At 38.3% G+C, this 12,548-nt stretch carries 13 protein-coding genes; 5 read left to right on the plus strand and 8 right to left on the minus strand.

Features of this window, described 5'->3' with window-relative positions; genetic code table 11:
- Positions 1–41: 41 nt before the first annotated feature.
- The 6 genes from ACWNMY_RS20815 to ACWNMY_RS20840 form a co-directional block, all read right to left on the minus strand.
- Entirely contained in the window at positions 42–860 is an 819-nt protein-coding gene (locus ACWNMY_RS20815) for an alpha/beta hydrolase (RefSeq protein ID WP_449540160.1), read from the minus strand.
- 135 nt (positions 861–995) lie between these two features.
- Positions 996–2,207 (minus strand): ABC transporter permease, encoded by a 1,212-nt coding sequence (locus ACWNMY_RS20820; protein WP_449540161.1) that lies wholly within the window; start codon positions 2,205–2,207, stop codon positions 996–998.
- The gene (locus ACWNMY_RS20825) at positions 2,204–2,884 is read right to left on the minus strand and encodes an ABC transporter ATP-binding protein (RefSeq protein WP_449540162.1); all 681 of its coding nucleotides are present in this window, start codon (positions 2,882–2,884) and stop codon (positions 2,204–2,206) included. Before ACWNMY_RS20825 ends, ACWNMY_RS20820 begins: the two co-directional genes overlap by 4 nt.
- Positions 2,868–4,151 (minus strand): efflux RND transporter periplasmic adaptor subunit, encoded by a 1,284-nt coding sequence (locus ACWNMY_RS20830; RefSeq protein ID WP_449540163.1) that lies wholly within the window; start codon positions 4,149–4,151, stop codon positions 2,868–2,870. Before ACWNMY_RS20830 ends, ACWNMY_RS20825 begins: the two co-directional genes overlap by 17 nt.
- 636 nt (positions 4,152–4,787) lie before the next feature.
- Entirely contained in the window at positions 4,788–5,459 is a 672-nt protein-coding gene (locus tag ACWNMY_RS20835; RefSeq protein ID WP_449540164.1) for a YdeI/OmpD-associated family protein, read from the minus strand.
- A gap of 70 nt (positions 5,460–5,529) precedes the next feature.
- Positions 5,530–5,883: a cupin gene (locus tag ACWNMY_RS20840; protein WP_449540165.1), complete on the minus strand. Its 354-nt coding sequence runs from the start codon at positions 5,881–5,883 to the stop codon at positions 5,530–5,532.
- Positions 5,884–6,248: 365 nt separating this feature from the next.
- On the opposite strand from ACWNMY_RS20840, the gene ACWNMY_RS20845 reads away from it, so the two are divergent.
- Positions 6,249–6,881 carry a LysE family transporter gene (locus tag ACWNMY_RS20845; protein ID WP_449540166.1) on the plus strand — a complete coding sequence of 211 codons (633 nt, stop codon included), beginning with the start codon at positions 6,249–6,251 and terminating at the stop codon, positions 6,879–6,881.
- A gap of 47 nt (positions 6,882–6,928) precedes the next feature.
- Here ACWNMY_RS20845 and ACWNMY_RS20850 read toward each other — a convergent pair whose 3' ends face one another.
- Entirely contained in the window at positions 6,929–9,427 is a 2,499-nt protein-coding gene (locus ACWNMY_RS20850) for a DEAD/DEAH box helicase (RefSeq protein WP_449540167.1), read from the minus strand.
- Positions 9,428–9,571: 144 nt separating this feature from the next.
- Between ACWNMY_RS20850 and ACWNMY_RS20855 the strand changes: the two genes are divergently transcribed.
- Positions 9,572–10,720, plus strand: coding sequence for a glycosyl hydrolase family 18 protein (locus ACWNMY_RS20855; protein WP_449540168.1), 1,149 nt, complete (start codon positions 9,572–9,574; stop codon positions 10,718–10,720).
- Positions 10,721–10,832: 112 nt separating this feature from the next.
- A complete protein-coding gene (locus ACWNMY_RS20860) occupies positions 10,833–10,970 on the plus strand; it encodes a hypothetical protein (RefSeq protein WP_449540169.1) in 138 nt (45 codons plus the stop codon).
- Positions 10,971–11,032: 62 nt separating this feature from the next.
- Here the strand turns inward: ACWNMY_RS20860 and ACWNMY_RS20865 are convergent, their stop codons facing one another.
- Positions 11,033–11,962 (minus strand): SDR family oxidoreductase, encoded by a 930-nt coding sequence (locus ACWNMY_RS20865; RefSeq protein ID WP_449540170.1) that lies wholly within the window; start codon positions 11,960–11,962, stop codon positions 11,033–11,035.
- A gap of 144 nt (positions 11,963–12,106) precedes the next feature.
- On the opposite strand from ACWNMY_RS20865, the gene ACWNMY_RS20870 reads away from it, so the two are divergent.
- Complete coding sequence (locus tag ACWNMY_RS20870; RefSeq protein WP_449540171.1) at positions 12,107–12,274, plus strand: hypothetical protein; 168 nt, start codon at positions 12,107–12,109, stop codon at positions 12,272–12,274.
- Positions 12,275–12,338: 64 nt separating this feature from the next.
- Positions 12,339–12,482, plus strand: coding sequence for a hypothetical protein (locus ACWNMY_RS20875; protein WP_449540172.1), 144 nt, complete (start codon positions 12,339–12,341; stop codon positions 12,480–12,482).
- Positions 12,483–12,548 lie beyond the last annotated feature (66 nt).

Below are 12,548 nucleotides of genomic sequence, written 5' to 3' on the forward strand. Positions count from 1 at the left end.
ACTGTATGTCATAAAATAAGATTCAGTATAAGGTAACTCTATTATTTAAGTCCCTTCACCCATCTACCAGCCATTTCAATCCAATTGACTACTTCGGGCTGAATATGTGTATCTTTCCCCGCAGATTGTGTCTCTTCGGTTCCAAGGGACAATCCATGAACCCCTTCAGGATATATATGCATTTCAAGAGGCACTTTATCTTTTAAAAGTGATTGTGCAAACAGCATACTGTTTTCAACTGGTACTGAAGCGTCAGTCACAGTGTGCCACAAAAATGTTGGAGGTGTTTCGCTCGTAACTTGTTTTTCAAGCGAAAGGAATTCTAATTGTGCTGCATCTTCATGCTGGTCACCTAGAAGGGCCTTGAAACTTCCTTCGTGTGCATGCTCACCAGATGAAATAACTGGGTAACTTAAAATTAATCCATTTGGTTTTATTTGCTCATTTGTAAAGTTTAGCTGCTCGGCTAAAAATTCTTTGTTCCAGAAAACCCCTAGACTTGCAGTTAAATGTCCTCCTGCTGAAAATCCCATTACAATGATTCGATTGGAATCAACATTCCATTCATCCGCATTTTTTCGAATCAATCCAATCGCACTTGCTAATTGACAAAGTGACGTTGGAAAGATAGCGGGCTCCACACTATATCTTAGTATACTTGCATGAAATCCCTGACTAAGCATTTGAATGGCAACAGGCTCAGCCTCTCGATCTGAAGTATGAACGTAACCCCCGCCAGGGCAGATAAGTACCATTGGTCTTTTTCGGTCAGGATCAATACTTGGCGAATTATCAAGGAGATATGTATATAAATCCGCTTTTTCGTTATTGTGAGTTAGCTCTATTCTTTCATGTATCAATATGTTCACATCCCTATAAAAAATTGAATTTTTCTACTATAAACTTTCGACAGAAATGCAATACTTCCTTCTACAAATAAAAAAAGGAGGTTGGCACCTCCTTGCAATTACTACTATACCAGCCTTATAAGATTTCTACTCATATCTCAGTGCATCAATCGGGCTCAGTTTTGACGCCTTATTTGCTGGCAGGATTCCAAAAATAATTCCAATAAACGCTGAGAATCCAACCCCAATAAGCACGATGATTGGGCTCACGCTAGCGGATATTGGTGCAAATTGTGTTACGATATATGTTCCTAATGATGCTAAACCGATACCAATTAACCCTCCTAATGAGGTGAGTGTCATGGATTCAATAAGAAATTGTAGTAGGATACGACCTCTTGTGGCTCCTAGTGCTTTCCGTAATCCGATTTCTCTTGTTCTTTCAGTTACAGAAACTAGCATAATGTTCATAACGCCAATACCTCCGACTAATAAGGAAATGCCAGCGATACTCCCAATTACTAAAGTCATGATTGTAATGACAGTATCGACTTCTTCCTCATAATCTGAGAAGTCATTTACCGTGTACATCCCGTTTTCAATCTTTTTCGAAACCGTTAGAGTTTCAGCAGCTTCTCTTCCTATTTCAGAAATACGTTCAGGGTCATCCGCGATGATAGCTAATCGTTCAATCTCTCTATTTCCAAACATCATCGAGATAACTCCCCTAGGCATGAGCATTTCACCATTTTCACTATATCGATATTGTTCTGGAATAGGAGATTCATAAACTCCAACTAGTTTGTAGGGGTTTCCGTTTAAATCAACGATTTCACCAATAATGTCTTCCTTATCTTTGAAGAATTTTTCCCTTGCTACCGTGTCAATCATCACAACTCGATTCTTGCCATCATTATCTCTTGCATTAATGGGACGGCCTTCGACTATCTGAATGTCCCGGGCTGAAAAGAATTCAGGCCCTACTCCCGTTATTTGCATTTCACCTTGTTGATCATCATAGATCATTGGACCCCAGCCTTGGTTTGTAGCAATGACTGATTTTACACCAGGTACCGCTGATAGAGTTTCAACGTCTTCTGTTGTCAGTTCAGGTTCCATCCAATACATCTCTGATTCTTCTTCACCTTCTGGAGGCATTGGTTGATACCAAATATCAACTGCATTTTCCTCTAGGCTAAAAAGCTCCTCAGTCATTTTTGTTTTAGCACCTTGTCCAATTGCAACAATGATAATAACTGCTGCAACACCAATAATGATACCTAACATGGTTAATATGGACCGAACCTTATGATTCCAAATAGAGGATAATGCTACTTTAAAACTTTCCCATAGACTCATAGATTTCTCCTCTTATCATCCGTTATCAAACCATCCTTTATCGTGATAACCCTATTTGCATATGCGGCAACTTCTTCTTCATGAGTGACGATAATCACTGTTCTTCCTTCTTTGTTCAATTGAACCATAAGGTCCATTATTTGTTCACTTGTTTTCGAATCAAGGGCACCGGTTGGTTCGTCCGCCAACACAATTGAAGGGTTATTAACTAGCGCTCTTGCAATTGCAACCCTTTGTTTTTGCCCCCCGGATAGTTGGTTAGGTAAATGCTTCATTCGGTCGCCAAGACCTACTTTTTGTAACATTTCCTTTGCCCGTTCTGTTCTTTCCCGTTTAGAGATCCCTGCATAAATTAGAGGAGACTCTACATTCTTTAGTGCATTGTGACGAGGCAGAAGAAAGAACTGCTGAAAAACAAAACCAACATGTTCGTTTCGTAGCTTTGCTAACTTTTTGTCCTTGACTAACCCTATTGACTCATCATTCAATTCGAATGTTCCTGAAGATGGGGAATCTAAAAATCCAATGATATTCATCAAAGTTGATTTACCAGATCCAGATGGCCCCATAATAGCAACGAATTCACCGTCTTCTATCGTCAAATTGATTCCATGTAAGACCGGAACCTCTAATGCTCCGTTTCCGTACACCTTTGTAATATTACTCAACTTCATCAAAGGAGGTCACTTCCATTCCGTCATACAATCCTTCATAAGGTGTTAGTACAATTAGTTCATCCTTGGTTACACCTTCTGTAACTTGAATAAATTCGTCATTCATAGAACCAGTTTGGACCTCACGTCTTTGAAGTAATCCGTCTGCTAACACGTAAACAACCGCGACGCCACCTTCATCCATGATAGCTGTATGAGGGATAACTGGGAGAATCTCTGCTCCAGGAATTCTAACTTCTAATGATACGTGGAAGCCATGACGAAGCTCGGACGTATCATCGGTAATTCCAACCTTGAATGGATACATCGTGACATTGGCACCACCCATTCCAGCAAATTCTCCACCGCCACTACCATCATCATTAGGGAAATGGGAAACAGATTCTACAACACCCTTCCATTCTCGATCCTTAAATACCTTTGGACGGACGATAACCTCTTGTCCTTGTTGTATCTTGACAGCATCAAACTCACTCATCGTACCAATAACCTTATACGGTTGGTTTGAAATGATATGTATAACTGGTTCAGTTGCTCCCGTTTCAGTTGCTGCAACATTTTTATTAATTTTAACAATAATACCGCTAATCTTACTTACAACTGTCATTTCTTTTTTTTGATTTGTAAGTTCAGTAATTCGCTCATTCGCCGCAGCTACTTCTGATTTCGTATTCTCATATTGGAGTTCCATCTGAACTTTTTCACTTGTAAGCTGGTTTACATCTTCAACTGGAATTTCTTCTGCTGGCTCTGTTTCGGTTTTCATTTCAGCTTCTGGATCTGCATCCGAATCTGTTTTCGTTTCAACCTTTGGTTTGCTCTTTTGTGCGGCAAGGTTCTTTTTTGCTTCTTCTATTCGTTTCCCGAGTGCAGCAATTTGATTTTGTTCCGTTTTGGCACGTACCTGTATTAAATCTCTTTCCCTTGTTGCCCTAGTAATCTCAGTATCTAGCTTTGAAGAATCATAGACAAATAAAGGATCTCCTGCCTTAACCGTTTGATTCTCCTCTACCTTGTATTCACTTATCTCTCCTTGCTCTGGATTTAAAAATACCTTTTGTTCACCTTCTGGAACAATTTCACCTGTCACTAAGATTGTTTCAATTAATTCTTGTTCTTTTGCTTTTTGTACAGTTACACTAATTTCTTCCATTTCATTCCCTACTGATGCAACAGTCTTATCCTTCAGTAAAAAAGCTGCAGCACCACCTGCGATTGCCAAAATCCCGACAACCGATAAAACCCAAATGATAATTTTCTTTTTCTTCACCATACATCCCCCTATATTTTCATCAGGATAGGGCAATTGGGAATCTCTCTATCTATTACAGGTTGTTCTTTCTTCTAGTTGGCAAAATAAAGAGACTCAAAAACCCAAAATATATCCTTACCTATTATAACGGCAAATTTTAACAAATAGTTTCATTTTTTTACAAACTTTCTAAAATTATTTATTTTTAATAAAAAATTTGACCGACCAGTAGAATAGTCGGTCAAATAGGAGGCTGCTGAAAAACTTGCGATTTTTATATTCAACTAAGTTCATTACTTTTCCGTAGTAGCATATTATCCTTTGGAACGACAATATCATAGATTTGCATAAACGGACTAAAAATCATTGATTGTTGTTTTTGAGTCATAGAAGCCACCCACAAGAATTGACCAACAATTATACAATGAAAAAAGGTATTATTTTCTCAAATTCAGAGAAAATAATACCTCTTTAACGATGTTGATTGAAGCGGAAGGTACGAGACTCTTGCGGGAAAAGCGTGGCCAGGGGATACCCCGCAGGAGCGCAGCTCACGAGGAGGCTCCCGGACCGCCCGCGGAAAGCGAGTACATGCAGCGGAAATCAACACCAATTTTAGAAAGTGACTTTTTAAGTGCCCCCGTCAAATAGTATTTATTTTTTACCCATACGGTATAAATCACGGGTCTTATAGCCTTCTGATAAGATCATTTTCATTTCATCACGACGTTTTTGCTTTGTAGCATCTTGTTTAGCACTATAGACATAACGTGCCCAATCCTTACGATATCCAGGTGTGAGCGATTGGTAGAATGATAAAAGGTCAGGAGTATCCTTCAAATCATCCTCAATAGATGGGATTAAATCAATATAGTCATCGACACATTGACTTGCTTTTGGAGACTTTGTATTTTTCCTTGCCTCTTCTTTAAATCCGACAACGGTAAAGACATCGTCCAATCCAACCATTCTTGAAAATTTGATTGTACTGTTACCGATATAATAATCTTCACCCGCACCTAACCCGCTTAATAGATCATCACGATGAATGAACGTTGGATAGACCTTATTCCCCTTTTTCGGATATGCAACGTAAATATAGCCCTTCTTGTTGAGGGAGTTATTCTCAATCACTGTATTCATAAGGTGTTTTAATGTATCCAGATCCATCACAAATGCAAAAATCAGGTCATACGAAATGCCACCTCGTAAAGTAGTATCGTAATCAGTTAAATCGGACAGATAATCAGTTCCTTCAGGTATATGTAATACCGCTTTTTTACCATACTTTTGTAAGTTTATTTTTTCTACTAATGATTTAGCCATGCAAATCCACCTATTCATTTCTCTAAGTTTTTAATTAGTTATATCAGATAACGCAACTTATACAAAGCATTTAGCTGCCCATAAACTTTTCAGGCTGTAAATTATCGCCTTCAATCACAATGGCTTTCATAGTTGTTGAATAGGTTCCTGCCTCATGACTTTCTCCTTTGGTCCAAAAAGCAGCCTGTCCTGCTTTAATTTCAATCACCTCTCCAGAATCACCTGAAACCCAACCACTTCCTTCAATAACAAGAAATAATTGATCTGTAACTGCCTCATGTCTTCCAATAAGTCCATTGTTATCTAGGTGCATACAGCCAATATGAAGCGTACTATCAAACAGTCCAATTCGGGACATTGTAAAAGTAGAACCAAACTGATGAATGGGTTTCCCTATTTCTTGGTCAAATCGAAACATTTTCATACTTAACCCCCTATACTTTTATAACCTACTACTTACATAACCCTAATTTTACCATAGATAAATACATTTTTATTGGACAAACAGTAATACATTCTAGGGTTTCTCATAAAATGTACAAGTTGTATTTTTTACCTTTTTTCAGCAAAAGTGAATGCACGAACATCAATTTAGTAGAGAATCAAATTCTGGCTGAATAAGATAAGCCTCCGGTAGATGCCTCGATTTTTTAAGGGGATCTTCGAGCATAAGGTCAAAGACTAAGTGCGCCACAACCTGTTGCGACATCTTTGTGACCCATCTCTTGTGGGGCTGAAAAATCGGGCAGAAATACGGTAAGGCGCATTTTATAAATGGAGTGAGGGCTTTTGAATGTTAGTATTTTACTAGGTTATATTCTTTTAGGGTTAACGTTAGCGGCACCTATAGGTCCTGTTAATTCCGTACGACTTGATAAGGGAATTAAGAATGGATTTTGGCATGCTTGGGTAGTTGGTTTTGGTTCAATGATTGCAGACGCGATTTTTATGCTTGTTGTATATTTAGGGTTGGTTCACTTTCTTGAAATTCCCCCTGTTCAGGTGTTTTTGTGGTTATTCGGTGGCTTTATTCTCCTTTATTCTGGTATTGAAAGTATGTTAGGAGCTAATTCCCTTGAGTTAGAGTACAAACGAGAAAAGGATTCCCTCTTAAAGTGTTTTCTAACAGGTTTTGTCATGTCAATTACAAGTCCCTTATCAATCCTATTTTGGCTCGGCATTTATGGTTCCGTTTTGGCGAAAACAGCTCAGGAAAATGGGACAGGAGATTTACTGCTTTATAGTTCGATGATATTTCTAGGTTTAACCATTTGGGACATTTTCGTAGCCGCCCTTACAACAGTCTTTCGGAAATATCTTAATAGCATCGTATTAATATGGATTTCCATTTTGTCAGGTTTATCCCTTGTAGGCTTCGGCCTTTATTTTGCATACCAGGGAATCAAAGCTTTATTTGGATAATTTCTACATAATAAAAAAGCAGCCGCTAAGCTACTTTTTTAAAAGAATTATCCGTGATGCCCTCTTCTTGGTCGCTCAAAATAACATTCATTACAAATATTAAACGAAAAACCGATCGGTAGATTTTTGCCACACCGTTTGCACACACGTTTGGCAGGTTGTATCCCAGTTTTCAATTGTTCATGTATTTTATCGCTAATTTCATCTCTTACTCTTTCCCAGTATTGGGCCTCTGTTTGTTTTCCGAGTTTATACAAAAATAATAAATGTAGTCCTACAGCTTTGTACGATAATTCTAGTTCCTCTAGACCCGATTCTTTAAGGATAGGGTCTGGGAGCTCGAGTCCATCAACAATCGCTTCAAGATTTTTCTTCCATTGTGCGCGTAATATTGGTTCATTTGTGGAAAAAGGTAAATGTAAAAATCCATATAGGTCGGGTAACGAGAGCTTTGCTTCAATAATGGTGTCTTCAATCATTTCATAGAGTAGCCGTTCTTCATTAAGACTTGCCTTTTTTGTCCCCTCTGGGCTTTTAAATTGATCCCATAGGTAGAAAAACATGCTCATTTTACGTGAGTATTTTTGAAACCGCTCTAAGATAGCGATGGTTGGTGCAATCGCAAACCCTTGGAGCGGGTCATCTTCTTGTTCAAGTAGCCGCGTCATTGTTTTGATATCACTTGTAAATGCAACTTTCCCTATATCATAGATACCTCGTCTGCCGGCCCTTCCCGCTATTTGCTTCACCTCCTGGGAGGTAAGCAATCTCCTTCTGGTACCATCAAATTTATCATTTTCCAGAAATACAATCCTTCTGATGGGGAGGTTTAGTCCCATCCCAATGGCATCAGTTGCAACGATAACGGTTGATTCCCCCTTGTTGAATCGCTGAATTTGCTTTTGTCTTGTTTCTGGAGGCATACTACCATAAATCATGCTAACACGACGACCATTTCGTTGAAGTTCAGATGCTGTTTCAAGTACTCTGCGCCTTGAAAAACAGACGAGTGCATCCCCTTTTCGTGTTTGGTTCAACCGAAAATGTTGGGATTCTACTTCTAATGGAACATCTCTCACATATTCATAAACTTCTACATTTGACTCCCCAAGTAGTTGTAGAATCATCCATTTTGCATGGAAGCTACAGATTATATGTACCTCTTTTGCGTTTGCTTTTGTGATGGCTTTGTACCACGAGAAGCCACGATCTTTATCCGCAATCATCTGCGCTTCGTCAATAACGACAACCTCATAAAAGTCTTTTTCCCGTAGCATTTCAACTGTAGAGGACATATGACTTGCCCCTTCTACCACTTTTTCTTCTTCTCCAGTTTTTAAACTACACGGAACGCCATCCCCATTTAATGTCTCATATATCTCCAGTGCTAATAACCGTAAGGGAGCTAAGTAGATACCACTGCTCGCTTCCTTCATTCTTTGAATGGCTTGAAAGGTTTTTCCGGTATTTGTTTCACCGACGTGAACCACATATTGAATGTTTCGGCCCGGAAACAGATTATACTCTCGACCGAAGATATCTTCAATCATTCTTAGCTCTTCTTCACGTTGCCTCTTTAATTCTTCTTTTTCTCTCTTAACACGCTGTTCTCTTTCTGTGATGTCTTTTTCAAATATTTCACGATGCGTATCGACATCAAACGGTATATCAAGTAGCTTTATCAGGTCTGACACATATTCTTCAAGTATATCTTCGAATAAATCAGCACGTAAATCTAGAAAGTATTCATATGCTACCTCTTGTAGAAAGGCAGATGCTAAAGGGTCGCCAAATGCATCTTGATAATCATCGAACACATGTTTTGGCAGGTGTTGTTTTAACCAATTCGGCCCAAAATCCATTAATTGATGTAAGATAATGTCTTCATATTGCTCCACAATATCTTCTTCGAAAAAGTATCGGTTGTGTGCAAGTTCCGTTTCCTGATACAAGTATGAGGAAAATGATACATCCTCTGAGGATAGGACAATGCCTTTTTGTTCAATCTCAATTGCGAGGTGACTTCCTAGTAAATACCGAATTCGTAGATAGAGTTCATCATAATGGTCACCTAGGATTTCATTCAAATAGAAATCAAATTTATCAAGAAATTTACTCTTTTTTTGGCGCTCTTGTTGCTTTTTCATTCGAGCCTTATATTCTTCCCTTGCCTTCGTATACTTTTGTTCCCACTTCTTCGGTTGGTTAGCAAATGTGTCTTCAAGCCACCCCATTAAATCATAGGGGTCGACATTTCGAATTTCTGTCCGAAACAATTTGTTTAGCAGTTTTTTTGCTACCCCTTCTACTTCAAATCCTTTATGTGTTAAATATTTTCTTTTCTCTGCAAAAGAAGCATGACTTCCAGCAGTATTTAACCAGGCATTTTGCCAGATTTGATCAATATAATGTCCTCTTTCACGTATGTATTGTTCATACGAAGGGATTGTCTCGTTTTGTTCAAAGTAATGCTGAATATCATCTAGCACCATTTGTTTTGCTCGGACGACAGCTTGGTTAAAGTATTCTTGTAGGTTATTTCCCATAGTGAACCCCTTGCATTATGACGTAATGTTCTTAGTTTATATAGGTTATGAAAAATTATTTACTATTAAGGTTTATATTACCACAACTTTATTCGTCAACTGTCTGATACAATTTTAAGGATAAAGACAACAGGAGGAAACAACATGAAAAAACGGTATGTCTTCCTTATTATTTTACTAATTACTATATTTATTGGTGGATTCTTAACAGGTGCAAAGTTGACAAAAAATGAGTCTGAAGAAAGAAAGAATGTAACTATAACACCTCGTTCTTCTAAAGTGCCAGTACCAAAAGAAATGCCAGGACTTGAAAAAAAACAATCGAACGTATTACTTGGATACGTGCAAGATTTTAGAAATCCAAATGAAATAGATTATTCAAAACTGACACATGTGATCTTTTCGTTCGCACATCCAACAAAAGATGGAAAGGTTTTGTTTACTGGAGACCATGCTCTAGGGAATCTTCGAGCAATGGTGGCGAATGCAAAAAAACATGATACAAAGGTAATGCTTGCTGTCGGTGGTTGGTTCCATATGAATGGTGGAGAATCATATGACTATTTTTCTGCTGCGCTAGCGAATCAGGAAAGTAAAAATAAGCTTTTGAAAGAACTTATTCAGATAGTGGAACGTGAGAACCTTGATGGAATTGATATTGATTTTGAACACCCTCGTACGGACGCGGATGCGAAGAATTTACATGTTTTTATGAAGGAGTTAAGTGAAAAGCTTCATTCTAAAAACAAGGAACTTTCCATTGCCGTTCACTCAAAAATACATGGACAAACATTGACTGAATTAGCATATGTAAAATATGAGCCTCCCATGTTTCAGTATATCGACTATGTGAATATCATGGCATACGATGGTCAATGGGATGGTGGATATCATGCGGAAAATCTATCACCATATCCGTTTACCGAAAGTATTGTAAACTACTGGGCGAATTTGTTCGATGATCACAAGCTTTCAAAAGAAAAGCTAGTACTTGGTGTACCTTCCTACGCTCAGCCAGTTAATCCAGATAGTAAACAAGTATCATATGATGCTATAATAAATGAAAATCCCGAAAATGCATTGAGTGATACTGTCAATATGAATGGGACGACGTATTATTATAACGGAAAAACGATGATGACGAAAAAAACGGAACTTGCTTTAAATAATGGTTTTGGTGGAATGATGATTTGGGAGCTTGGACTAGACGCAAAAGGTGCACATAGTTTAACAGCTACTCTTCATGAATCGTTAGCAGCGAAGAACAGTAAGAATTACTATTCTATGAAATAAACCTGCTTAGTACTCCAGAGGTAATCTGGGGTATTTTTTATATGCTTTTAAAAGAAAATAATTGTCATGTTATTTGTGTTTTTATCCATCCTAAAGATGGAGGTGAAAAACCATGGCAGATCAAAATCCAGTTGAATTCTCAGGAAAGGCGTTGGACAAAAGAAATACAATTACAGGTCCTAGCGAAGAAGAAGGAAAAGTGGGACATCCAAAACGTCCTCAAAATGTATCGATAAAAAAGGAAAACTAAACAATAAAAAGTGATTCAGCACGAATCACTTTTTTCTTTAGTAAATAATGTGTCCCTCATACTTATGAAGATGTAATCTGACCACCATTTACATGCATGGTTTGACCGGTTACAAAGCGGGAATCATCTGATGCCAGGTATACATACGTTGGGGCGAGCTCAAAAGGCTGTCCTTGCCGATCCATTGGATTTCCAGCTAGCGGAACTTGGTCGGCGGAGAAGCTTGAAGGAATGAGCGGAGTCCATATTCGTCCAGGTGCTACAGCATTGACGCGGATTCCCTTTGTAACAAGATTATTTGCAAGTGCACGAGTAAAACCAACATTCGCAGCTTTTGAAGCTGAATAGTCGAGTAGTTGTTCATTCCCATAAAAAGCTACAACTGACGCCGTATTAATAATGGAGCTACCTGCTTCCAAATGAGATAATGCGGCTCTTGTTGTATAAAAATGAGAGTATACATTGACCTTGAAAGTATCATCAAATTGTTCATCTGTGATGTCCAAAAGATTAGTCTGTTGGAATTGAATACCTACATGATTGACGAGTATATCAAGCTTTCCAAATGTTTGAACGGTTTGTTCGACAATATCAATACACTGTTGTTTTTGGCGTACATCACCTGGTAATAGTAAGCACCGCCTCCCTAACTCTTCTATTCTTGCTTTCGTGCGACTTGCATCTTCTTGCTCGTCTAAATAAGAAATGGCTACATCTGCGCCTTCCTTTGCAAAGGCAATTGCAACAGCTGCACCAATTCCACTATCACCACCGGTTATAAGTGCAACCTTATCCTTTAACTTTCCACTACCTTTATAAGCAGGATTTTCAATAATTGGTCTTGGTACCATTAGGCTCTCAATACCTGGCTGTCTGAATTGACGTTGTTCAGGTACTGTTAGAGCGACATCTTGGTATTCTGTGATTTTTCCGTAATTAGGATACATCGGATAACGTTGATTCTCTTTGTTTTGTTCTCTTGAATGGGACATGATAAACCTCCTAGCATACACAATCTGATGTAGACTATGTCAATGAACTTGCACTAGTGCATCTGGAAACGACTTAGGCTGTACGGGCTCATCTTAAGAATTAATGAATACACTAAATGGTAAGATCCTAAAGGAGGTATTGCCATGCATTATTACTTTAGTTTAGAGGTCAAGTTTTTGCTAATGAATGAATCAATGGAAAGAGTTAATGTTTTATATAATAATGACGATCAGTTTGAACTGCCCGACATAGGAACAAGACCACCGTATTATTACAATCCTAGGTATGAACATTATTATCCCCTTGTGTAGGCTTTCATAAAGAAGAGGTCATATGGATATAATAAAGCCATCTTAAGGATGGGAGGAATACCTTGTGGATACTACTAACCATGAAGACAAACATGCCATGTCAGGTGATAACCCGATAAGGGAGCGAATTAAAAAAAGAAATCCCGCTGATTTTAGTAGTTCATCCTTAAGGCGTATAGCACTAACACAAGTAGGTCGAAAACAGTAAAAAACGTTAGGTCCTCCTAACGTTTCTACATAAAGATATAAAATTTAACATTCTATTTTCTCGTTG

The organism is Ferdinandcohnia sp. Marseille-Q9671, from assembly GCF_976954385.1.

Excerpts from the sequence above, each read along its gene's own strand:
- ACWNMY_RS20835 (WP_449540164.1), bottom strand. The coding sequence starts at position 5,459 with ATGGCTAAATCATTAGTAGAAAAAATAAACTTACAAAAGTATGGTAAA.
- ACWNMY_RS20865 (WP_449540170.1), bottom strand. The coding sequence starts at position 11,962 with ATGTCCCATTCAAGAGAACAAAACAAAGAGAATCAACGTTATCCGATG.
- ACWNMY_RS20870 (WP_449540171.1), top strand. The coding sequence starts at position 12,107 with ATGCATTATTACTTTAGTTTAGAGGTCAAGTTTTTGCTAATGAATGAA.
- ACWNMY_RS20855 (WP_449540168.1), top strand. The coding sequence starts at position 9,572 with ATGAAAAAACGGTATGTCTTCCTTATTATTTTACTAATTACTATATTT.
- ACWNMY_RS20840 (WP_449540165.1), bottom strand. The coding sequence starts at position 5,883 with ATGAAAATGTTTCGATTTGACCAAGAAATAGGGAAACCCATTCATCAG.
- ACWNMY_RS20850 (WP_449540167.1), bottom strand. The coding sequence starts at position 9,427 with ATGGGAAATAACCTACAAGAATACTTTAACCAAGCTGTCGTCCGAGCA.
- ACWNMY_RS20820 (WP_449540161.1), bottom strand. The coding sequence starts at position 2,207 with ATGAGTCTATGGGAAAGTTTTAAAGTAGCATTATCCTCTATTTGGAAT.
- ACWNMY_RS20860 (WP_449540169.1), top strand. The coding sequence starts at position 10,833 with ATGGCAGATCAAAATCCAGTTGAATTCTCAGGAAAGGCGTTGGACAAA.